A 23675-nucleotide genomic window follows, 5' to 3' on the forward strand; every position below is an offset into this window, starting at 1 on the left:
ACGCCATCCCTCGGGATGGCGTTTTTTTGTGTCTGGCAGAACCGGTTTTCAGCAGGTGCGGTTGTTTGATCGTTCCCACGCAGAGCGTGGGAACGATCAGCGCGTCATCTGTATCGCCGAAAGCCTTGGGTTAAAACACAAACCGCCGATCAAACACCGGCTCATCATCCAGCGCCAACACGCCGCCAGAGAAGATCAGGTCCAGATGATGGCTGCCCTTGGCGCCTCCGCCCAACCCCAAGTGCAAACCGCAATGGCGCTCTTCGAACCCGGCATTGCGCGCATACAACTCTTTCACACCTTCGTTGGTACCGATCCCCAACTCCTCGATGCGTCGATTGGACGGATTGGCGTCCAGGTACTTGTTGAAGTCATGTTCCAGTCCCGGCACATCGGTGGCGATTTTGCTGATGGTCGAGTTCTCGATCCACAACTCCAGCGGTGACGCGAGTACGCCGTACTTGCGGGCAAACGGAATCGTGCTGAGGAACGTCCCCATGAACTTGACCCGGCCATTAATCGCCTCGCTATGGGTGGCAATCTCGCCGGGCGCCAGGTCGAAGTTGCCGACACCATTGATGTCGGTCCACTTCTTGATACTGCTCAACGGTGTTTCGAACCACGAGCCATGCTCATCTTTGAAACTTAAAGTGGTGGCCTGGGACATGCGCTGGATCAAGTGGCTGTTCAACCCGGCAATCCGCTGCGGGGTGACACTGAACGTGTCGTAGAAGTAATCGCCGTAATCCTTGAACAGCAGCGACTTCTTCCAGTTTTCCGCCATCACACCTTGCAGCGCGCGAACAAAGTCCGGGCCGTCGGGACGCGGGTTGGGCAGGGTGGAAGAGTCGTAGAAGAAAATGTACAGATCGCTGTCGGCAATCGCCTTGGCCAGCAATTCGGTGGGTTCGAGGTCCAGACGCATCGCGCTGAAGGCGAACCTTGGGCTGTTGCCGGCCTGTTCGACGATGGCGCCGGTCAGCGCCTCGTAATCAGCGGTATGGCCGAGCAAGACCTTCGCCGGTTTGATGCCGGCAACAGCTGGGTGATGTTCGAGGTAGTAAAGGAAATGCGAGATGGCACGCTGCTTATCCATGGAGTCCTCCCTGACAAACCTGGTAAGTGGCGGGCACGACCGGCCGGATCATGCCCGCCGGGATGTCTTACAGAGGCCACATCGCCGTGCCGAACGGAACAACCGCGTCGGCTTGCATCATTTCAACGGCGGCTTCATGGGTCGGTGCTTCAAACCAATCGTCGAGTTGCAGTTCAGTGTCCAAGTCTTTGTCCAGTGCTTGCATGGTGAATCTCCTAGATGACTTTTTCGGTAAGAACAGCTTCGGTAAGAACAGTGGCGCGTTTTTCATTCATTGAAGAGCGCGTCGACTTGCCGGTCGATGCGGTTCGGCAAGTCGCTGAAAACCTAGTTCACAGGTTTTTGAATTGCAAAAAAATAATTAAACAATTTTCATTTGAACTAATTATTCCATTTTAAAAAAAGTAAATTTCCTAATAAAAAACAGAAAACTAAGTCGGAAAACTCCTTAGGAAGCTTCCTATCGTCAATTTACAGTCGACGGCTCTCTGGATCTGATTTGGAAAGCATGCGTTACGCGCTGTAAATAAATCCTTACGAAAAGCGTGCTCAAACCCCATGGAATGCCGCTGTGGAAAGGGCTGTAAGGAAAACCTGCCGTCCGCCGCCACGATGGTGCTGTTCAAGGGCTCTGGCGCGCTTGTCTCAGCCTCGATTGAAAGGTGAGATGCGCCCCATGCCTGTCGTGCAGGTGCATAACAAGAAGGAGGCGCAATGAACGCCGTGACTCATCTCCATCTCTCTCCGTGGGGCGATTTTTCCGCTGCCCCCGTCGAAGACCTGCAAAGGTCTGACTCAATTTTTGCTGCCGCCCGGGACCTTCGAGGCGGACACAGGCAATCCCGGCAACCGACGCGCTGATCCAGCGGTGTCTGGCAGCAGGGGGTTAGCGGTGTACAATGCGCCGCGTTTTAACTGTGACCCTCTGCGCAACAGCGCAAACCTCAAGGCTATCCGCCTTGTTCACTCCGCCGCGTCACGAGCGTGTCGGGTTCGATTTCGTCACAGATAAAAACAAACAGGTGACGCATGACTGTCGTAAAAACGCTGAACTCCTGGTGCCTGCGCTGGGGTTTGATCGGCGCTGCTTGAAATCGCAACCTTGCAGCAACGTCTACCGAACATCATCAAACCTTGCGTGAGACCCTTTTCATGAGTGGACAAAACTCGCATTCAGGCGAGCTTAAACGCGGCCTGAAAAATCGCCATATTCAACTGATCGCCCTCGGTGGCGCGATCGGTACCGGGTTGTTCCTCGGCTCGGCCGGCGTGCTCAAATCCGCCGGCCCGTCGATGATTCTCGGCTACGCCATTTGCGGCTTCATCGCCTTCATGATCATGCGCCAGCTGGGCGAGATGATCGTCGAAGAGCCGGTGGCCGGTTCCTTCAGCCACTTCGCGCATAAATACTGGGGCGGTTTTGCCGGTTTCCTGTCGGGCTGGAACTGCTGGATCCTGTACATCCTGGTGGGCATGTCGGAGCTGACCGCGGTCGGCAAATACATCCACTACTGGGCGCCGGATATCCCGACCTGGGCCTCCGCCGCCGCGTTCTTCGTGCTGATCAACGCGATCAACCTGGCCAACGTCAAAGTCTTCGGTGAGGCCGAGTTCTGGTTCGCGATCATCAAGGTCGTAGCGATCGTTGGCATGATTGCTTTGGGTAGCTATTTGCTGGTCAGCGGTAACGGCGGCCCGCAAGCCTCGGTAACCAACCTGTGGTCCCACGGCGGTTTCTTCCCGAACGGTGTCAGCGGCCTGGTGATGGCCATGGCGATCATCATGTTCTCCTTCGGTGGCCTGGAAATGCTCGGTTTCACCGCCGCTGAAGCCGACAAACCGAAAACCGTGATCCCGAAAGCCATCAACCAGGTGATCTACCGGATCCTGATTTTCTACATCGGTGCGCTGGTGGTCCTGTTGTCGCTGACTCCTTGGGACAGTCTGCTGACAACCCTGAATGCTTCCGGCGATGCCTATAGCGGCAGCCCGTTCGTGCAGGTGTTCTCGATGCTCGGCAGCAAAACCGCCGCGCACATCCTCAACTTCGTGGTCCTGACCGCGGCGCTGTCGGTGTACAACAGCGGTACTTACTGCAACAGCCGCATGCTGCTGGGCATGGCCGAGCAGGGCGATGCGCCGAAAGCCTTGTCGAAGATCGACAAGCGTGGCGTGCCGGTACGTTCGATCCTGGCGTCGGCCGCTGTGACGTTGATCGCGGTGTTGCTGAACTACCTGATCCCGCAAAACGCGCTGGAACTGTTGATGTCGTTGGTGGTTGCGACCCTGGTGATCAACTGGGCGATGATCAGCTTCTCGCACTTCAAGTTCCGCCAGCACATGAACAAGACCCGGCAGACGCCGCTGTTCAAGGCCCTGTGGTACCCGTACGGCAACTACATCTGCCTGGCGTTCGTGGTGTTCATCCTGGGCGTGATGTTGCTGATCCCGGGCATCCAGGTCTCGGTGTATGCGATTCCGGTATGGGTCGCGTTCATGTGGATCTGCTACGGCATCAAGAACAAGCGCAGCGCCCAGCAGGCGTTGCAGGTCGCGGTGAAATAACGCAACGCGCAGAAACAACAAACCCGGCCAATGTGCCGGGTTTTTTGTGGAGGATGCGAAAGCCGGGGTATTCTGGCGGTCCTGATACCGGACCTTTTTCCATGCTGGTGATTTCCAACAACGTGCATCTGCCGGATGCCGAGATCGAGTTGACGGCCATTCGCGCCCAGGGCGCCGGTGGGCAGAACGTCAACAAGGTCTCCAGTGCGGTGCACCTGCGCTTCGACATTCCGGCCTCGTCCCTGCCCGAGTTCTACAAGGAACGGCTGCTGGCGTTGCGCGACAGTCGCATCACCAGCGAAGGGGTGTTGATCATCAAGGCCCAGCAATACCGCACGCAGGAGCAGAACCGCGCCGATGCGCTGGAGCGTCTGACCGAGTTGATCCTCAGCGCTACCAAAGTGGAAAAGAAACGCCGTCCGACCAAGCCGACGCTGGGCTCGAAAAAGCGTCGGCTCGAATCAAAGACCAAGCGCGGCAGCATCAAGGCCGGGCGGGGCAAGGTCGATTTTTAGCGTGCTTCACGCTCTTCCCGATACTTGGGCGCCTGTCGGTACAAGTAAACGCTCAACATCAATCCGCTCAAGGCGGCGAGGGCGGCGAACAGGAAGATCGAGGCAAACCCGAATCCTGCAGCAATCGCACCCGCCAGCGGTCCGGTAATCCCCAGTGACAAATCGATAAACAGCGAATAGGCCCCAACTGCTGCGCCACGGCTGGAGGCCGGCACCAGATTGACCGCTTCCACGCCCAAGGCCGGGAACACCAGCGAAAAGCCGAAACCGCTCAGCGCCGCACCGGCCAGTGCCCAATGAGCATCCGGCGCCAGCCACAGCAGCAACAGCCCGAGGGTTTCCACCGAGAGGCAGGCAATCGCCACGCGAAAGCCGCCGAGGCGGTTGATCAGGTTGCCGAACAGTAGTCGCGCGCCAATGAAACTGGCGCCGAACAAACTCAGGGACAGCACCGCGTTGGACCAATGCTGAGTGGCGTAATACAGGGTGATGAAGGTCGCGATGGTGCCAAAGCCGATGGAGCCCAGTGCCAGGCCGCAGCCATGAGGGAACACCCGTCCCAGCACATGCATGAACGGCAAACGTTCGCCGGCGACAATCGGCGCCGCGGTTTTCGGCCAGGCCAGCGCCACGCCCAGCACCGCCAGCAGCATGATGCTCACGCCCATGCTCCACAAACCCAATTGACTCACCAGCAGCACCCCCAGTGGTGCGCCGACCGCCAACGCGCCGTAACTGGCAATGCCGTTCCAGGAGATGACCTTGGCGGTGTTCGCCGCGCCGACCCGGCCGATGCCCCAGCCGATCGACCCGGAGCCGACCAGGCTTTCCGCGCTGCCGAGTATCAGGCGGCCAATCAACAGGCTGATCAAACTCAGCATCGGCAGGCTTTGTGTCCAGGCTGAAATCAGCATGAACACGCCGCTCAAACCACAGCCAGCGAGGCCATACATCACCGCCAGTTTGCTGCCCTTGTTATCGATGATGCGCCCGGCGTAAGGGCGGCTGAGGAGGGTGGCCAGGTATTGCACGCTGATCACCAGCCCGGCGATCACCGCGCCGAAGCCGAGGTCGCTGTGGACGTAGCCCGGCAATACGGCCAGGGGAATACCGATATTGAGGTAACCGATGAAAGTGAACAGGACGATGGAAACGACTTGCAGCGTGACCGCCAGGGGGCGCTGGGTTTCAGACATGGGTAAAAGGTCCACGGGGCAGCATGATAGATAGGCTGCTTATGATAGCGGCGTGGACGGTCGCAGGGCGTGAAAAAGTAAAACTAATTGCCGAACGGGATGAATCAGGATTTTGCGGGGGCGACCAGTTGCGTCGTGACCAAGGCGGCCAGGGCATTTTCTTCGCTGCCGAAGCGGGCCAGCAGGGCGGCTTGTTTCTCGGGGGAAAGGCGATTCCAGATCTCGATCATCTTCTCGGCGGTGCCGATCAGGACGCTGGCCTGGGCTTCAGTGAAATCATCGCTCATGGTGCGGGCTCGCGGTTCAGGCAGTGTGGAAAGCGCATGTTAGCGCTTTCCACACGGTCTGGCATTGCAGGTGTATCAGTCTTCTCTGTCGGCCTGGCGGCGTTCAGGTGCTTCTTTCGGCTCGGGCTGTTGGGCACCGGCTTGTTGCGTGGTTGTCTGCTCAGTTTCGTGCAGGCTTGGGAAGGGGAGATTAGGGATCTCGTGCATGTTTCGCGCTCCTCGCTAAGTCTGTTGATAGATCTGGTAGATCCGCGCTTTTAAAAAAGCCTGGGCAGGATACAGCAGGAAAAATGACAAATAGACTTTATATCCAATTGTTACGACGGATGGGATTGTCTAGACAGGTCAGCAGGAGGCGAAGACCCACTGTGGCGAGGGAGCAAGCTCCCTCGCCACAGGGAGCTCGCCATTGCATCGTGTTACTTGCAGACGTCAGCGATGGCCTCGGCCAGCAGGTCCAGGCGTGTCGCATCGATCCCCGCCACGTTCGCCCGGCCCGAGCTGACCATGTACACACTGTGATGTTCGCGCAGTTGCTTGACCTGCTCCGGCGACAAACCGGTGTAGGAAAACATCCCGCGTTGCACGCCAATGTGCGCAAACCGCTCGCGCAAGCCGTGGGGTTCAAGCGCTTCGACCAGGCCACTGCGCAGCTGGGCGATGCGCAAACGCATGGCTTCCACTTCGTCGGCCCAGCGGCTTTTCAGCTCTGGATCGCCAAGGATGGTCGCGACGACGGCGGCGCCGTGATCCGGCGGTGTCGACCACAGGTTGCGGGCGATGTTGGCCAGTTGGCTGCGGATGTCCACCAGCTTGCCGGCGGTTTGCGCGCAGACAATCAGCGCGCCGGTGCGGTCGCGGTACAGGCCGAAGTTCTTCGAGCAGGAACTGGTGATCAGCACTTCCGGCAACTCGGCGGCGAACAACCGGGTCGACCAGGCATCTTGCTCCAGGCCATCGCCGAAGCCCTGATAGGCGAAGTCGATCAGAGGCAGCAAGTCGCGACTGCGCACCACGTCCAGCACCCGGCGCCAATCGTCATGGGACAGGTCGAAACCGGTCGGGTTGTGGCAGCAGGCGTGCAGCAGCACCACATCGCCCTTCGGTGCTTGATTGAGCACTTCGAGCATCGCTTCGACGTCGAGACGGTTATCGCTGCCCACGTACGGGTAGTGACTGACCTTGACCCCGGCCGTCGCGAAAATCGTTTCGTGGATCGGCCAGGTCGGGCTGCTCAGCCACACGCCACGGCCCGGCAGGCATTGGGCGATGAAGTCGGCGCTCAAGCGCAGCGCACCGGTGCCGCCCGGCGTTTGCGTGACGCCGGCCCGTTGCTCGGCGATCAGCGCCGAATCAGCACCCAGCACAAGCTCGTTGATGACTTTACCGAACGCCGCATCGCCGTGGCCGCCGATGTAAGTCTTGGTGGCCTGGCGATCCACCAGGCGCTGCTCGGCAAGCTTCACCGCTTCAAGGATCGGCGTCAGGCCCTGGGCGTCTTTGTAGACCCCCACGCCAAGGTCGAACTTGCGCGGATTGGGGTCCTGCGCATAGGCCTCCATCAGGCCGAGAATCGGGTCGCCGGGTACTCGGCCGATGGCGTCGAAATGCATTATTTGCGGCCCTCGGCGTCTTTGGCCACTTCGTCAGTGCGCGCGGCCATGATGAAGTCGTTGCGGTGCAGGCCCTTGATGGAGTGGCTCCACCAGGTCACGGTGACTTTGCCCCACTCGGTCAGCAGGCCCGGGTGGTGACCTTCGGCCTCGGAGATTTCGCCAACGGCGTTGGTGAACGCCAGCGCGTGCTTGAAGTTCTTGAACAGGAAAACTTTTTCCAACTGCATCACACCGTCGCGCACTTCGATGTTCCAGTCAGGGATCTGCTTGATCAGGATCGGCAGTTCTTCGTCGCTGACCTGAGGGGCGTCGGCGCGGCAGGCTTCGCAATGGGCTTGGTTCAATGTGGACATGATGTGTTCCTGAAATCGAGTGTTTTGAAAAACGGTCGTCAGTGGGACCACGCTAAAGCAAAGCGGCGATCCGTAACAGACTCACTTGATGCCAAAAGTCGCGGGTCACGCAGCTTTTGGCGGAAATTTCGGTGCGTGCAACCCAAGCTGCATGCCTTGTTTGACCATGCCCATGATGTCTTCGTGGGCCAGATCGAACAGGCGCTTGAGGTTCGGCAGGACAAAGTACAGCGGCTGCAGAATGTCGATGCGATACGGCGTACGCATGCATTCCAGTGGGTCGAAGGCCTGATGCTCAGGCGCATCCGACAGGGCGTAAACAGTTTCTTTCGGCGAGGACAGGATGCCGCCGCCATAGATGCGCAGGCCTTGCGGCGTGTCGACCAGGCCGAACTCGATGGTCATCCAGTACAGACGCGCCAGGTACACGCGCTCTTCCTTGGAGGCCTGTAGGCCGAGTTTGCCGTAGGTGTGGGTGAATTCGGCGAACCAGGGGTTGGTCAGCAACGGGCAGTGGCCGAAGATCTCGTGGAAAATGTCCGGCTCTTGCAGGTAATCCAGTTCTTCGCGGGTACGAATAAAGGTCGCCACCGGAAACTGCTTGTTCGCCAGCAATTCGAAAAAGGTCTGGAAGGGAATCAGCGCGGGCACCCGGGCAACTTGCCAGCCGGTGGTTTCACCGAGGACTTTGTTGATTTCGCCGAGTTGCGGAATGCGGTCGTGGGGCAGACCGAGTTTTTCGATACCGTCCAGGTATTCCTGGCATGCACGACCCTCGACCACTTTCAGTTGGCGAGTGATCAGCGTATTCCACACCGCGTGTTCTTCAGCGGGGTAGTCGATAAAACCTTGCGCATCGGGCTCGCGAGCCACGTATTGCGTCTGCTTCATGCTGCTCTCCTGCTAGGGGAATCGTTCTTGTTGTGTGTACAGCTATGGACCTAGAAATACCCCAAGGTGTTCGGTGTTGCAGCAGGTGATCCGCGTCTTGCGTAGGAAAAATCCGCGCTCTTCGTAAAGTTTTCGTTACGTATTGTCTGCTGTGGCGCAAGTATTGATATTTACGGGTTTGAAATGGCCTACAGGTGTCACATAATCTTGACGACTAACTTGGTGCTCGCGCAGAAAATTCCTTGCGCCGGGCCTCGATCACCGCTGTTACGGGCCTTCATATGCGTATCAAAGTCCACTGCCAGAACCGCATCGGTATCTTGCGCGACATTCTCAACCTGTTGGTCGAGTACGGGATCAACGTCGCTCGCGGCGAGGTGGGTGGTGAGCATGGCAATGCGATCTATCTGCACTGTCCGAACCTGATCAACATTCAGTTCCAGGCGTTGCGGCCGAAGTTCGAGGCGATTGGTGGGGTATTCGGTGTCAAGCGTGTAGGGCTGATGCCCAGCGAGCGTCGGCACATGGAGCTCAATGCCTTGCTCGGTGCCCTGGAGTTTCCGGTTCTGTCGATCGACATGGGCGGTTCCATCGTCGCGGCCAACCGTGCGGCGGCGCAATTGCTCGGGGTGCGGGTGGATGAGGTGCCGGGGATTCCGCTGTCGCGGTACGCCGAAGACTTCGACTTGCCGGAACTGGTGCGCGCCAACAAGTCGCGGATCAACGGCTTGCGGGTGAAGGTCAAGGGTGACGTGTTTCTCGCCGACATCGCGCCGCTGCAATCGGAGCATGACGAAAGCGAGGCCATGGCCGGTGCGGTGTTGACGCTGCACCGGGCGGACCGGGTGGGCGAGCGCATCTATAACGTGCGCAAACAGGAGTTGCGCGGCTTCGACAGCATTTTCCAAAGCTCGAAAGTGATGGCGGCGGTGGTTCGCGAAGCGCGGCGCATGGCACCGCTGGATGCGCCGCTATTGATCGAAGGCGAAACCGGCACCGGCAAAGAGTTGTTGGCGCGGGCCTGTCACCTGGCGAGCCCGCGCGGGCAATCACCGCTGATGGCGCTCAACTGCGCCGGCCTGCCAGAGTCCATGGCCGAGACCGAATTGTTCGGCTACGGCCCCGGCGCCTTCGAAGGGGCGCGGGCCGAAGGCAAGCTCGGGCTCCTGGAGCTGACGGCGGGCGGTACGTTGTTTCTCGATGGCGTCGGCGAAATGAGCCCGCGCTTGCAGGTGAAATTACTGCGCTTTCTGCAGGACGGTTGCTTCCGTCGTGTCGGCAGCGATGAAGAGGTCTATCTGGATGTGCGGGTGATCTGCGCGACTCAGGTGGACTTGTCCGAGCTGTGTGCTCGCGGTGAATTTCGCCAGGACTTGTACCACCGCTTGAACGTGCTCTCGTTGCACATCCCGCCACTGCGCGAATGCCTCGACGGACTGGCGCCGCTGGTGGAGCACTTCCTCGATCAGGCCAGCCGACAGATCGGTTGCCCACTGCCGAAGCTGGCGCCGGCGGCGATGGAACGACTCAGTCACTATCACTGGCCGGGTAACGTGCGGCAGTTGGAGAACGTGCTGTTTCAGGCGGTCTCCCTGTGCGAAGGCGGCACCGTCAAAGCCGAGCACATTCGTCTGCCGGACTACGGCGTGCGTCAGCCGCTTGGCGACTTCTCCCTCGAGGGTGGGCTGGACGAGATTGTCGGGCGCTTCGAGAAAGCCGTGCTGGAGCGCTTGTATTCCGAGTATCCGAGCAGTCGGCAACTGGGCAAGCGACTGGGGGTTTCCCATACCACCATTGCCAATAAGTTGCGCGAGTATGAGGTCGGCAAGGAGCCGGGCTAAGCGGCTTTTGTGGCGAGGGAGCTTGCTCCCGCTGGGCTGCGCAGCAGCCCAAAAAATGACAACCGAATTATTGCAGGCAGATCGCGCAGGTAGGTTTTGCGGCCGCTTCGCGCCCGAGCGGGAGCAAGCTCCCTCGCCACAGGGGAACGATCAGCGTCCAGGCTGATCCTTGCCTCTTGGCGGCATGACACCGCCGGTTTTTCGTCTTCGATACATTCCTTCAATCCCCTCTAAATCCCTCAAGTCCTTTGTTTGCCGGGCCCGGCGCCGCCAGAAAAAAGTTGGTCTGCAAATTGCTTATGGCTCAGCAGTACAGCGGTGGGCGGCAAACGTCCGGCATGCAGAGGAAAGAGTGTGGACAAGTACCTTTATGTGGCAATGACCGGCGCCAGCCAGAATGCACTGGCGCAGAAGGCTCATGCCAACAACCTGGCGAACATCTCTACCAATGGTTTTCAGAAGGACCTGGAGCAGGCCCGTTCGATGCCGGTGTTTGGTGACAGCTTTCCGGCGCGTGCGTTTGCCATGAGCGAACGTCCGGCCACCGACTTCTCCCCGGGCGCCCTGGTGGAAACCGGCCGTGACCTCGATGTCGCGGTGCAAGGCAACGGCTGGATCGCCGTGCAGAGCCCCGATGGCGGTGAGAGCTACGTGCGCACCGGCAGCCTGAACGTTGATGCGCTGGGCGTGTTGCGCGCCGGCAACGGCATGCCGGTGATGGGCAATGGCGGTCTGATTGCCGTGCCGCCTGAGCAGCAGATCGAAGTCGGCGAAGATGGCACCGTCAGTATCCGTGCGATGGGCGAAGGCCCGCGTGTGACGGCCGAAGTCGACCGCATCAAGCTGGTCAACCCGGACTTCAAGAACATGACCAAAGGCCTGGACGGTTCGATCCACACCAAGGACGGCAAGCCGGCGCAAGCCGATGCCGGCGTCAAGCTGGTGTCCGGATTCCTCGAGTCGAGCAACGTCAATGCCGTGGAAGAAATGACTTCGGTACTGGCGCTGGCCAAGCAGTTCGAGCTGCACATCAAGATGATGAACACCGCCAAAGACGATGACCAGGCCATGGCTCGGGTCTTGCAGATCAGCTAATTATCAGAACGTCGCGCCGTAAAACAGGCGCACGAGGAGAAACGAATGCTTCCGGCTCTATGGGTTGCCAAAACAGGTCTGTCCGCCCAGGACACCAACCTCACCACCATTTCCAACAACCTGGCGAACGTATCGACCACGGGTTTCAAACGTGACCGCGCCGAGTTCCAGGACTTGCTGTATCAGATCAAGCGCCAGCCAGGCGCCCAGTCGACCCAGGACAGCGAACTGCCGTCGGGTCTGCAAGTGGGTACCGGTGTGCGCATCGTCGGCACCCAGAAAAACTTCACCGCCGGCAGCCTGCAAACCACCGAGCAGCCATTGGACATGGCCATCGACGGCCGCGGTTTCTTCCAGATCCTGCAGCCCGATGGCACCACGTCCTACACCCGTGACGGTACCTTCCACCTGGATTCCAACGGCCAGATCGTCAACGCCAGCGGCTTCGCCCTGGAGCCGGCCATTGTCATTCCGAACAATGCCCAGACGTTCACCGTTGGCCGTGACGGCACCGTGTCCATCACTGTTGCCGGCAGCCCGGCCGCCCAGGTGATCGGCAACCTGCAAACCGCCGACTTCATCAACCCGGCCGGTCTGCAAGCGGTGGGTAACAACCTGTTCCTGGAAACCGCTGCCAGTGGCGCGCCGCAAGTCGGCACCCCGGGCCTGGCCGGTTTCGGCACCACGCTGCAGAACACCCTGGAAACGTCCAACGTCAGCACCGTTGAAGAAATGGTCAACATGATCACCACTCAGCGCGCCTACGAGATGAACTCCAAAGTGATCTCCACCGCCGACCAGATGCTCTCGTTCGTAACGCAGAATCTGTAATCAAGTCTATGAGGCGGCCATGAGGTCGCCTGCAACACCGTGAGGTAGGGTCATGAATCGCTTCGTATCTGTTCTGGCACTGAGTGGGGTCGCCGCGCTGGCGGGGTGCGTCGGTCCGACGCCAAAGCCCAATGACCCTTACTACGCCCCGGTGTTGCCGCGCACGCCGCTGCCGGCTGCCGCCAATAACGGCTCGATCTACCAGGCCGGTTTCGAACAGAACCTGTACAGCGACCGCAAGGCATTCCGGGTCGGTGACATCATCACCATCACCCTGAACGAGCGCACCCAGGCGAGCAAGAACGCCAATTCCCAGGTCGACAAGACCAGCAAGACCAGCATTGGTCTTTCCTCATTGTTCGGCACTAAGCCCAGCGTAAATAACCCGCTCGACAGCGGCGACCTGAGTCTGGATGCCAGCTACAGCGGCGACCGCGCGACCAAGGGTGACAGCAAGGCCGGGCAGGGCAACAGCCTCACCGGCTCGATCACCGTGACCGTCGCCGACGTGTTGCCCAACGGTATCATCGCCGTACGCGGCGAGAAGTGGATGACCCTCAATACCGGTGATGAACTGGTGCGGATTGCAGGGCTTGTTCGCGCCGATGACATCGCGACTGACAACACCGTTTCGTCGACCCGTATCGCCGATGCGCGCATCACCTATTCGGGCACCGGTTCGTTTGCCGATGCGAGTCAGCCAGGCTGGTTCGACCGTTTCTTCCTCAGCCCGCTGTTCCCTTTCTAGGTGGCTACGTTGAATCTTAAACACCTTATGGTGGGCGTCCTGTTGCTGATGGCGGCCTTCGATGCTCAAGCCGAGCGGCTGAAGGACATCGCCAGTATTTCCGGCGTGCGTTCCAACCAATTGATCGGCTACGGCCTGGTGGTCGGGCTTAACGGTACCGGCGACCAGACGACGCAAACCCCGTTCACCCTGCAGACCTTCAACAACATGCTCTCGCAGTTCGGCATCAAGGTGCCGCCGGGTTCGGGCAACGTGCAGTTGAAGAACGTCGCGGCGGTGTCGATCAGCGCCGATTTGCCAGCGTTCGCCAAGCCGGGTCAGCAGATAGACATCACCGTAGCGTCCATCGGTAACTCCAAGAGCCTGCGCGGCGGCACCTTGCTGTTGACGCCGCTCAAAGGTATCGATGGCAACGTCTATGCCGTGGCTCAGGGCAACCTGGTGGTCGGCGGCTTCGATGCCGAAGGTCGTGACGGTTCCAAGATCACCGTCAACGTTCCGTCGGCCGGTCGCATCCCCGGCGGTGCGTCGGTCGAGCGGGCAGTGCCGAGCGGCTTCAATCAGGGCAACAGCCTGACCCTGAACCTCAACCGTTCGGACTTCACCACGGCCAAGCGCATCGTCGACAAGATCAACGACATGCTTGGCCCTGGCGTCGCTCAGGCCATTGACGGTGGCTCGATCCGCGTTACCGCGCCACTCGATCCGAGCCAGCGGGTCGACTATTTGTCGATCCTCGAAAACCTCGAAGTCGATCCGGGCCAGGCGGTGGCGAAAGTCATCATCAACTCGCGCACCGGTACCATCGTGATCGGCCAGAACGTCAAGGTTTCCCCGGCCGCCGTGACCCACGGCAGCCTGACCGTGACCATCACCGAAGACCCGATCGTCAGCCAGCCCGGTCCTCTGTCCAACGGGCAGACGGCGGTCGTGCCGCGCTCGCGGGTCAACGCTCAGCAAGAAGCCAAGCCGATGTTCAAGTTCGGCCCGGGCACCACCCTCGACGAGATCGTTCGTGCGGTGAACCAGGTCGGCGCAGCACCGGGTGACTTGATGGCGATCCTCGAAGCGTTGAAACAGGCCGGCGCGTTGCAAGCCGACCTGATCGTGATCTGAGGACGGCGATCATGGATATGCGCAAAAGCGGTCTGGTCAGCAGCAGCGATTCGGGTTCCTACTCGGACCTGAATCGTTTGAATCAGCTCAAGGTCGGCGACAAGAACAGCGATGCGAACATGCGCAAAGTGGCGCAGGAATTCGAGTCGCTGTTCCTCGGCGAAATGCTCAAGTCCATGCGCTCGGCCACCGAAGCGCTGGGCAAGGATAATCCGCTCAACACGCCGGCAGCCAAGCAATACCAGGAAATGTACGACCAGCAGTTGGCCGTTTCCCTGTCTCGCGAAGGCGGCGGTATCGGCCTGGCTGACGTGTTGATGCGCCAGATGTCGAAGAACAAACCGTTGGCGCCGGGTGAGGCTGCGGCAGCATCTGCCGCCAAGCAAGCCGCCGCGAAGGCCGCCGTGGAAACACCGATTGCCGCCGGTACGGTCGCCACCAATGGGCCGCTGTCGCGCCTCAATGGCGAGCGCCCGTTGTGGGCTTCACGCGCGGTGAGGGCGCCGGCAGGTGCGGGCGAGGGCGCACACCGCAACGACATGGCGCTGATCAATCAGCGGCGTCTGGCGCTGCCACCGAAACTGGCCGACCGTTTGCTCGCAGGGCTGGTGCCATCGGCATCGACCACGGCGACAACCGCCACCGCAACGCAGAACAAAATCCAGGTGCCGCCGAGCACCGCGACCGGTTCCGGCCCGCTGTACAACGGCGATTGGCTGGCTTCGCAAACGGATACGACCTCCAGCGGGCGCCTGCAGATTTATGGTCGTGCCATGGCTCAAATCCCCCTGGCACCGGCGAAGAAAGCCTTCAGCTCCGCCGACGAATTCGTCAACACCATGCTGCCAATGGCCAAAGAAGCCGCCGACCGTATCGGTGTCGATCCGCGTTACCTGGTGGCTCAGGCCGCCCTGGAAACCGGTTGGGGCAAATCGGTCATGCGCGCCCAGGATGGCAGCAGTAGCCACAACCTGTTCGGGATCAAGGCCAGTGGTAACTGGAAGGGTGATTCGGCGCGGGCGATCACCAGCGAATTCAGAAATGGCCAGATGGTCAAGGAGACGGCTGAGTTCCGTTCCTACGCCTCTTACAAGGACAGTTTCCATGACCTTGTGACGCTGCTGCAAAGCAACAATCGCTATCAAGATGTGCTGAAGTCGGCCGATAACCCAGAACAGTTTGTACGCGAGTTGCAAAAAGCCGGGTATGCAACCGACCCGGATTACGCAAGCAAGATTTCGCAGATAGCCAAGCAGATGACGAGTTACCAAAACTACGCTGCAGCGGGCGCTTCCACTACGCCTTTATAGGCACAAGGCATAAGGTTTGAATCATGAGTTTGCTCAACATCGGGATGTCGGGTTTATCCGCTGGCCAAAGCGCGTTGATGGTGACCGGTAACAACATTGCCAACGCCGACACCGCAGGCTACTCGCGTCAGCAAACCGTGCAGGGCAGCAAGGCCTCGAATCAGTTCGGCAATGTCTACATCGGCACGGGTACGACCCTGGCCGATGTGCGTCGGGTGTACAACAGCTACCTCGATGCGCAACTGCAAACCACCACCTCGCTCAACAGCGACTCGGCTGCCTATGCCGGGCAGATCAGCCCGCTCGATAAGTTGCTGTCAGACAGCGGCACCGGCCTCAACGGCGCCCTGACCAAGTTCTTCGCCTCGGTACAGAACGTCAACGCCAAACCGGGCGACGATGCTTCCCGCCAACTGCTGCTCAGCGATGCGCAAGCGGTGAGCAACCGTTTCAACTCGATCTCCAGCCAGTTGACCGCGCAGAACGCGGACATCAACGGCAACCTGGCGGACATGGCCGATCAGGTCAACAAACTGGCGGCCACCGTGGCCCAGTTGAACCAGAAGATCTCCGAAGTTTCCAACGCCGGCGGCCAGCCCAACGACTTGCTCGACGCGCGCAACGAGACCGTGCGCCAGTTGTCCACCTTCACCGGTGCGCAGGTGATCGAGCGTGACGGCAACCTCGACATTTACCTGGGCAGCGGTCAACCGCTGGTCATGGGCAGCACTGCCAGCAAGCTGGAAGTGGTGCCGAGCAAAGACGATCCGTCGCGTTCGGCCATTCAGCTCAATCGCGGTTCGAGCACCATCGATATCACCTCGGTGATGACCGGTGGCGAGATGGGCGGCTTGCTGCGTTATCGCAGCACCGTGCTGGACCCGGCCATGAATGAACTGGGGCGTGTGGCGCTGGTCGTCGCCGATCAGATGAACACCGTCCAGGCCCAGGGCATCGACAAGAACGGTGATTTTGGTTCGAACCTGTTCAACAGCATCAACACCGCCGCGCAAATGGCCCAACGCAGCGTTGCCACGGTCGGCAACAGCGCCGGCTCCGGCAACTTCGATGTGAGCATCGAGGACAGCGGCAAGCTGACCATTAACGATTACAAGGTCACCTTCACCAGCGCCACCAACTACACCGTGCAGCGTCTGCCTGAAGGCACCGCCATGGGCGCGTTCAGCACGCTGACCACGCCACCGCCGGTGATCGATGGTTTCTCCATGACACTTTCCGGTGGCACCGCAGCCGCCGGCGACACGTTCAAGATCACCCCGACCCGCAACGCGGCGACCAACATCAAGACCGAGATGACCGACTCCAAGCGTCTGGCCATCGCGGCACCGTTGGGCGCGGCGATTGCTGCGGGCGGCAGCGGCACACTGACGATTCCGGCCAGCGGTCAACCGACCCTGACCACCAAGTTCGATATCTACGACACGGCGACCACCACCACGCTCCAGAACGGCCTGAAGACTTCGACGCCGGTCAAGATCGTATTTGGTGCGGCCGGTGGTACGACTCAGACTTACCAAATGCTCGATGCCCAAGGCAACGCGCTCAGCAGCGGCACCATCGTGCCGGGCCAGAACAATACGCTGAGCCTGACCATTCCGCTGGTCGACGGCACCGGCGCCGCGATCAATGATCCGGGACCGCCCATCGTGCAGCGCACTGTGTCGTTTGACATGACCGTGGCCGGTTCGCCAGGTAACGGCACTGCGATCAACGTATCGCTCAGCCAGCCGGGTTCGCTGGATAACCGTAACGGCACCACGCTGGCTGCCTTGCAGACCAAGCAGACCGTGGACACCGGTTCGGCCAGCAACGGTATTTCCCTGAACGATGCCTACGGCAAGCTGGTCTCGGGCGTCGGCGCCAAGGCCGCTCAAGGCAAACTCGACAGTGCCGCGACCACCGCCATCCTGGCCAACGCCAAGGGCGCTCGCGACTCGTTGTCCGGTGTCGACCTCGATGAGGAAACCGGCAACCTGGTCAAGTATCAGCAGTACTACACCGCGTCTTCGCAGATCATCAAGGCTGCGCAGGAAATCTTCAGCACACTGATCAACAGTCTTTAAGGAGTCGTAGCCCATGCGCATTTCTACCGCCCAGTTTTACGAGTCCTCTGCTGCCAACTATCAGAAGAACTTTTCCAACGTGGTCAAGAGCAGCGAAGAGGCCAGCAGCCTGGTTCGCGTGAATACCGCGGCCGACGATCCGGTCGGCGCTTCGCGTTTGCTGCAATTGGGTCAGCAGGCTTCGATGCTTGACCAGTACTCGGCCAACATGACCACCATCAAAGGCACCCTAGGCCAGACCGAGTCGGTGATGACCAGTATTGGCAACGTGCTGCAGCGCGCCAAAGAGCTGGCGCTCGGCGCAGGCAACGCAGGCTATACCGATGCCGACCGTCAGGCGAACGCTTCCGAACTGGGGCAGATTGAAGAGCAACTGCTCAGCCTGATGAACACCAAGGATGAAAACGGCAAGTACATCTTCTCCGGGTCCAAGGGCGATGTGGTGCCGTTCACCCGCAACACCGATGGCAGCTACGCCTACAACGGTGATCAGGTCACGCTGGATCTGCCGATTGGCGATACCCAGTCGATGGCCACCAACAGCACCGGTTGGGACGTGTTCCAGCAGGCGATCAACACTACCCGGACTCAGACCACGCTCACCGCGCCTGCGGTCGATGACGGTCGTGTGGTGTTGTCCAACGGTCAGGTCGAATCCGATGTCACTTACAACGCCAAGTTCCGCAGCGGCGAGCCTTACACCGTGAGTTTCGTCAGCGGCACGCAGCTGCAAATTACGGACTCGTTGGGTAATGATGTCACCGCTGAGGCCAGTCAGAACGGCGTGTTCAGTTCCACCAGCGGTGCGGCCACACAGACTGTCAGTTTTCGTGGCATTGATCTGAACTTGAACATCAACCTGCAAGCGGGGGATGTCCCGGGAACCGTGATCACCGGGCACAGCTTCACGCTGGCAGCCAAGCCGGACAGCTTCAACACTTCGCGCAGCCCGGGCAACCCGTCGACTGCGCTGGTGACAGGCGCCTCTGTGACCAACAGCACCAACTACCACGCCAGCTTCCCGGGCGGCGGGGCGATTCTCAAGTTCACCAGTGCCACGAACTTCGAACTCTATGCCGCGCCATTGACCGTCAACAGTAAACCGGTGTCCACCGGTACCATGGCCGGTACGACCGCGACAGCATCGGGTGTCTCGTTCACCGTGTCCGGTACGCCGGGTGCAGGCGATCAGTTCTCAGTGGCGGTCAACACGCACCAGACCCAAAACATTCTGGACACCGTCAGCCAGCTGAAAACAGCGCTGTCGACGCCAACCAATAATAATCCGATTGCCATTCAGCAAATGAACGCTGCAGTCACTGCCGGTATCGGCAACCTCTCCAGCGGCATGGACCAACTGGCCTCCGGTATCAGTTCTGTAGGCGGTCGCGGTGCGTCATTGGATACCCAGACTGATATCAACCAGAGTCTGGCACTCGCCAACACCCAGACCCAATCGGCCATTCGCGATTCCGATCCGGCTGAAGTGATGACCCGCCTGACTCTACAGCAGACCATGCTGCAAGCTTCGCAACTGGCGTTCAGCAAGATCGCTCAGTTGGGGCTGTTCAACAAAGTCTGAGTCAGGGCCTTCGCGATCTCGCGAAGGCTTGCGACTGCCGAGTGCAAACCGTCTTTATTCAGCGGTTCGGGGAGTTTCACTTCGTTGAAGTAAGCTCCCGCCGCTCGCGAGTTCTCCCGCCGTGAAACCAGCACCTCTTGTTACCATCGCCATCCCCGCCTTCAACCCGCAGTTCTTCCAGACGGCACTGCAAAGCGCGCTGAATCAGACCTACGCCAATCTTGAGGTGATCGTCTGCGATGACAGTGGCGGTGACGAGATCCGCGAGATCGTCGATGCCTGTGAGGTGCCTGTCTCGATTCGCCTGCGCTATGTGCGCAATCCTCAGCGCCTGGGTTTTCAGGGCAACCTCATGGCCTGCGCCAAAGAGGCCAGCGGTGACTATCTGAAATTGCTGTGCGACGACGACCAGCTGCTTCCTGAATGCATCACTCAGCAGATCGGTGGCTTCATCGACCACGCCGATGTCCACCTGGTGATCGGCCAGCGGCAGTTTTACGACGCTGATTACATCCTGCTTTCCGACCGTGTGGAAAATTGCTGTTTTTCCACCGGTGTCACCTTGTTCAAGGGCGAGGATCTGCTGGGCATTCTGGAAAGCAGTCTGGTCAATTTTCTCAGCGGCCTCAGCGGGGCGTTGTTGCGAACCCGCCATGCGCTGGAATATCTGCCGGCCCTGACTCAGATCGGCGAAGGTTTTATCGCGTGTCTGGACTTCGCCTTGTTTGCCTGCCTGCTACGGCGTGGCAATTTGGTGGTGGTAGGTCAGGTGTTGAGCCTTGAGCGTTTGCATCCGGCGCGGCTGAGCGATCAGGCACCAGTCAAGACTGCGGTAATGACCGAGCTCGACTGGCTCAAGCAAATGCTTGCCTTGCGCAGTGGTGAGCCGGCGCCTGCGCCGGGCTGGGTACGTTATCTGGCACTGGCTGATGCGATTGCGGGGCACGCCTATGCCTGGGAAGAAACCGCGCTGGGCCGGCAACTGGGCTTCATTCAAACGATGGTGCACACCCGGGTAGGCGTCGAGTGCGAGAGCTTTGCCGACATGTATCGGGAATGGCTGTCGTGCCGTCGTTTGAAACCGGCCCAGCAACGCTTGCTCGACGCCCGATTGCAGGGTTGGAGCTGGCGTCCACGCATCGTGCCGATTGTTCTCGACAGCGAAGGTGATGTTCCGGCGCTGGAAGAAACGCTCAAGAGCATTCGTCAGCAAACCTATGCTGCTGAGCAAGTGGTAGTGCTGTCCCAATTGCAGCACTCGCCATGCGACGGTGTGCAACATGTGCGCCTGGATGATGAACCGGTTACCCAGTTCAATCGTCTGCTGGCCCAGTTGGACAACGCAGACTGGATCTATCTGGTTCGCGCGGGGGATCGCTTGAATGAACTGGCTTTGCTGTTGCTGGCAGAGCGCATGGTGGAAATGCCTGACGTGCGCTGCCTCTACAGTGACGAGGGCGGATTGCGTGATGATGTTTCGGTCGAGCCGGTGTTCAAGCCGGACTTCAACCTGGATCTGATGCGCAGCTATCCCTATGTCGGCCGTGTGCTGGCCCTGCAGCGGCAGCGGATGATCGAGCTGGGTGGCATGCAAGACGGTTTTGGCGAGCTGGGTGTGCACGATCTGGTCTGGCGACTGGTGGAGAGTAACGGGCCGCATGCGATTGGGCACATTGCTGAAGTTCTCGTGGAGTCCGCTCTGTGTCTCTCCCAGTGGCTCACGCAGCCGCAGATTATCGAGCAGAGCCCTCGCGTGCTGGCCGCGCATCTGCAGCGGCTCGGCGCACCGCACCGGATTCGTCCCGGCAGCCAGTCGATGATCAATCGTGTGGACTACCTGCATGATGAGCCAGCCATGGTCTCGATCATCATTGCGACCCGCGATGAACTGGGCTCCCTGGAGCGTTGCGTCGAAAGTGTGTTGGAGAAAACCGCCTGCCAACGCTATGAAGTTCTCATTGTCGACAATGGCAGTACTGCCGTTGATGCCTGCAACTGGCTGTCAGCCATGGAGCAAATGGGCAGTGACAAACTTCGGGTGTTGCGCTGTGATCATGGTGACAATCTGGCGGCAGTGCAGAACTTTGCTGCCGGCCACGCCCGTGGCGACTATCTGTTGTTTCTCAGCCCCTACAGTGTCGTTGTGAGCCCTGATTGGCTCGACGAGTTGCTCAATCACGCTCAGCGTCCGGAAGTCGGTGTGGTCGGCGGTCGGCTGGTGAGTCCGCAAGGGCGTATCGAGGGCACGGCCCAGGTACTGGGGTTGCGGGGGGCCGTCGGTGTTCCCAATCGTGGTGAGCCGCTCAACACGTCCGGTTACATGCAGCGCCAGCAGACGGTACAGAATTTCAGTGCCGTGGGCATCGATTGTCTGCTTGTGCGCAAGAAAGTTTTTGATGAGCTGCATGGCCTGGACGAGCAAAATCTGGCGCAGGCACTCAATGGCGCTGACTTTTGCCTGCGCGTGAGGCAAAACGGATACCTGGTGGTGTGGACTCCCTACGCCGAATTGATGCGAGTGGTTCCATCCTCTGCCTTCACTCCCGCTCCCAGGGTGCTACAGGCCGAGCAAAAAAGTTTTTACCAGCGATGGTTGCCGGTGATAGCCAGGGATCCGGCCTACAACCCTAACCTGAGTCTGGGCGCCAGCAACTTCAGTCTGGAGCCGGGATTCAAGGATGGCTGGGACCCGTTCTCGCGCCCGCTTTTGCCCAAGGTGCTGGGGATCCCAATCAATACCACCGCAGTGGGCCATTACCGGGTTGCCCAGCCGTTCCGTGAGTTGGAGGCGGCCGGGCGCGTGATGGGGCACCTGAGTTATCACACGCCGACAGACATTGACCTTGAGCGGTGCTCCCCCGACGTGATCGTGTTGCAGGGGCGCTATAGCAAGAATGCGGTCGATGAGGTTGAGCGAGTCAAAAATTGTTCGCACGCTTTCCGCATCTTCGAACTTGACGATTATGTGATTGATGTCCCGAAGAAGAACGCGCACCTGCGCAAGGCTGAGGTCGGGGTCGATAAAATAGTGCGCCGTGGCGTAGGGCTGTGTGACCGGGTTGTGGTCTCGACCCAGCCCCTGGCCGATGCATTGCGGGACATGCATCACGACATCCGGGTCGTCCCGAACATGCTTGCCCCGCATCTCTGGACCGGGCTCACCAGCCAGCGCCGCACCTCTCGCAAACCTCGCGTGGGTTGGGGCGGCGGGACGAGTCATGATGGAGACTTGGCAATCATTGCGGACGTGGTGCGCCTGCTTGCCAACGAAGTCGAATGGGTGTTCTTCGGCATGTGTCCGCCAGCTTTGCGTCCGTTTGTCCATGAGTTCCATCCCAGCATCGGCCTGGAGGCCTATCCGGCCAAACTGGCCAGCCTGAACCTCGATCTGGCCTTGGCACCGCTGGAATTCCATATCTTCAACGACTGCAAGAGCAACCTGCGTCTGTTGGAGTACGGCGCCTGCGGTTATCCGGTGATTTGCACCGACACTGAGGCCTATCGCGGCTATCTGCCTTGCACCAAGGTCGTGAGCAACAGCACCGAGGAATGGCTCGAGGCAATCCGCATGCACTTGTCCGACCCTGATGCGAGCTATCGCATGGGCGATGCGCTGCGCGAAGAAGTGCTGCGCGATTACATGCTCAAGGGCAACAACCTCAACTACTGGGTCGAGGGCTGGCTGCCAAACTGATCGAGCATGGATGTACACCTGCAGGCGGCCTTGGGCCGCCTGTTTTGTTTGTACCGGGCGCGTTACAAATTTGCGGCGGCCGGCTCAAGCCCGGATTGGTTTGCGTCGATACAGGCTCCACAGCTTCGTTCATATGAAAGACCCTTCTGCGACGCGTGTTTGTACATCGCTACGGGAAAGGTATCTGGTTCAACAACATGGCAAGGAAGAAGTCGCAATGGCAGTGATAAACGGGACAAACGGCGTGGATACGCTGACAGGTACCAGTGGGGATGATGAGATCTATGCCTTGGGTGGCAATGATGTGATCAAAGGGAGTGCCGGTGCGGACAAGCTGGATGGCGGCACGGGTACTGATACCGTGGACTATTCGGCGTCGGCTGCTGCGGTGAACGTCGATATCCGTACCGGCGGCGGGCGCCCCGGCATTGGTGGTGACGCGCAAGGCGACACCCTGGTCAACATCGAAAAGGTCATCGGTACGGGGTTCAACGACACGTTCAACGTTGACCTGAGCACCGTGACCCTTGATGGGGGCGCGGGTGATGATGTCTACATCATCAACGGTTCTGGCGGCACGATCATCGAGCAGGTGGGTGGCGGTAATGACGAGATCCGTACCAGCTACGCCACTTTCTCCATGGCGGCCAACGTTGAGCGCCTGACGTATACCGGGGCGGCAGCCTTTACCGGTTACGGCAACGCCAGCGACAACATCATCAGCGGCGGTGCCGGTAATGACGTGCTGTTTGGTGGCGGCGGTGCAGACCAGTTCTTCGGCGGCGCCGGTATGGACACTGTCGGCTACACCGACAGCACCGTGGCGGTGAACCTCAACCTGAAAACTGGCGTGCA

At 59.7% G+C, this 23675-nt stretch carries 20 protein-coding genes; 12 read left to right on the forward strand and 8 right to left on the reverse strand.

What is annotated here, in order from left to right:
- Positions 1–130: 130 nt before the first annotated feature.
- On the reverse strand, positions 131–1096 hold the full coding sequence (locus AC07VO_RS19190; RefSeq protein WP_086946372.1) for a M29 family metallopeptidase: 966 nt from the start codon (positions 1094–1096) through the stop codon (positions 131–133).
- Positions 1097–1163: 67 nt separating this feature from the next.
- A complete protein-coding gene (locus AC07VO_RS19195; protein ID WP_007938535.1) occupies positions 1164–1301 on the reverse strand; it encodes a hypothetical protein in 138 nt (45 codons plus the stop codon).
- A 947-nt stretch (positions 1302–2248) separates the two neighbouring features.
- Here AC07VO_RS19195 and AC07VO_RS19200 point away from each other — a divergent pair.
- Positions 2249–3661, forward strand: a complete 1413-nt coding sequence (locus AC07VO_RS19200) for an amino acid permease (protein ID WP_086946371.1) — start codon at positions 2249–2251, stop codon at positions 3659–3661.
- Between the two features lie 101 nt (positions 3662–3762).
- A complete protein-coding gene (gene arfB / locus AC07VO_RS19205; protein ID WP_007938537.1) occupies positions 3763–4176 on the forward strand; it encodes an alternative ribosome rescue aminoacyl-tRNA hydrolase ArfB in 414 nt (137 codons plus the stop codon).
- Here the strand turns inward: arfB and AC07VO_RS19210 are convergent.
- The 6 genes from AC07VO_RS19210 to phhA all read right to left on the reverse strand — a co-directional run bounded on the left by AC07VO_RS19210 (position 4173) and on the right by phhA (position 8519).
- Entirely contained in the window at positions 4173–5372 is a 1200-nt protein-coding gene (locus AC07VO_RS19210; RefSeq protein ID WP_018929942.1) for an MFS transporter, read from the reverse strand. The genes arfB and AC07VO_RS19210 overlap by 4 nt on opposite strands.
- A gap of 104 nt (positions 5373–5476) precedes the next feature.
- Positions 5477–5659: a hypothetical protein gene (locus tag AC07VO_RS19215; RefSeq protein ID WP_007938541.1), complete on the reverse strand. Its 183-nt coding sequence runs from the start codon at positions 5657–5659 to the stop codon at positions 5477–5479.
- A 75-nt stretch (positions 5660–5734) separates the two neighbouring features.
- Positions 5735–5866, reverse strand: coding sequence for a hypothetical protein (locus tag AC07VO_RS19220; RefSeq protein ID WP_007938543.1), 132 nt, complete (start codon positions 5864–5866; stop codon positions 5735–5737).
- 212 nt (positions 5867–6078) lie between these two features.
- Positions 6079–7272 (reverse strand): amino acid aminotransferase, encoded by a 1194-nt coding sequence (locus AC07VO_RS19225; protein WP_018929943.1) that lies wholly within the window; start codon positions 7270–7272, stop codon positions 6079–6081.
- On the reverse strand, positions 7272–7628 hold the full coding sequence (locus AC07VO_RS19230; protein ID WP_018929944.1) for a 4a-hydroxytetrahydrobiopterin dehydratase: 357 nt from the start codon (positions 7626–7628) through the stop codon (positions 7272–7274). Before AC07VO_RS19230 ends, AC07VO_RS19225 begins: the two co-directional genes overlap by 1 nt.
- A gap of 105 nt (positions 7629–7733) precedes the next feature.
- The gene (gene phhA, locus AC07VO_RS19235; RefSeq protein ID WP_018929945.1) at positions 7734–8519 is read right to left on the reverse strand and encodes a phenylalanine 4-monooxygenase; all 786 of its coding nucleotides are present in this window, start codon (positions 8517–8519) and stop codon (positions 7734–7736) included.
- Positions 8520–8800: 281 nt separating this feature from the next.
- On the opposite strand from phhA, the gene AC07VO_RS19240 reads away from it, so the two are divergent.
- The 10 genes from AC07VO_RS19240 to AC07VO_RS19285 all read left to right on the forward strand — a co-directional run.
- Positions 8801–10360 (forward strand): sigma-54-dependent phenylalanine hydroxylase transcriptional regulator PhhR, encoded by a 1560-nt coding sequence (locus tag AC07VO_RS19240; protein ID WP_007938551.1) that lies wholly within the window; start codon positions 8801–8803, stop codon positions 10358–10360.
- 354 nt (positions 10361–10714) lie between these two features.
- Positions 10715–11455: a flagellar basal body rod protein FlgF gene (locus AC07VO_RS19245; protein WP_086946370.1), complete on the forward strand. Its 741-nt coding sequence runs from the start codon at positions 10715–10717 to the stop codon at positions 11453–11455.
- A gap of 45 nt (positions 11456–11500) precedes the next feature.
- Entirely contained in the window at positions 11501–12286 is a 786-nt protein-coding gene (flgG, locus tag AC07VO_RS19250) for a flagellar basal-body rod protein FlgG (RefSeq protein WP_007938559.1), read from the forward strand.
- Positions 12287–12338: 52 nt separating this feature from the next.
- Entirely contained in the window at positions 12339–13034 is a 696-nt protein-coding gene (gene flgH / locus AC07VO_RS19255; protein WP_064619552.1) for a flagellar basal body L-ring protein FlgH, read from the forward strand.
- Positions 13035–13061: 27 nt separating this feature from the next.
- Positions 13062–14150 carry a flagellar basal body P-ring protein FlgI gene (locus AC07VO_RS19260; RefSeq protein ID WP_064619550.1) on the forward strand — a complete coding sequence of 363 codons (1089 nt, stop codon included), beginning with the start codon at positions 13062–13064 and terminating at the stop codon, positions 14148–14150.
- Between the two features lie 11 nt (positions 14151–14161).
- Positions 14162–15460 (forward strand): flagellar assembly peptidoglycan hydrolase FlgJ, encoded by a 1299-nt coding sequence (flgJ, locus tag AC07VO_RS19265; RefSeq protein WP_086946368.1) that lies wholly within the window; start codon positions 14162–14164, stop codon positions 15458–15460.
- Between the two features lie 23 nt (positions 15461–15483).
- On the forward strand, positions 15484–17544 hold the full coding sequence (gene flgK, locus AC07VO_RS19270; RefSeq protein WP_064619547.1) for a flagellar hook-associated protein FlgK: 2061 nt from the start codon (positions 15484–15486) through the stop codon (positions 17542–17544).
- Positions 17545–17557: 13 nt separating this feature from the next.
- Entirely contained in the window at positions 17558–19126 is a 1569-nt protein-coding gene (locus AC07VO_RS19275; RefSeq protein WP_064619545.1) for a flagellar hook-associated protein 3, read from the forward strand.
- A gap of 121 nt (positions 19127–19247) precedes the next feature.
- The gene (locus AC07VO_RS19280) at positions 19248–22820 is read left to right on the forward strand and encodes a glycosyltransferase (protein ID WP_086946367.1); all 3573 of its coding nucleotides are present in this window, start codon (positions 19248–19250) and stop codon (positions 22818–22820) included.
- Positions 22821–23037: 217 nt separating this feature from the next.
- Positions 23038–23675: calcium-binding protein (locus AC07VO_RS19285; protein ID WP_495007660.1), on the forward strand; the 638-nt coding region annotated here is incomplete at its 3' end.

The organism is Pseudomonas sp. GW821-FHT03E01 (assembly GCF_059420765.1).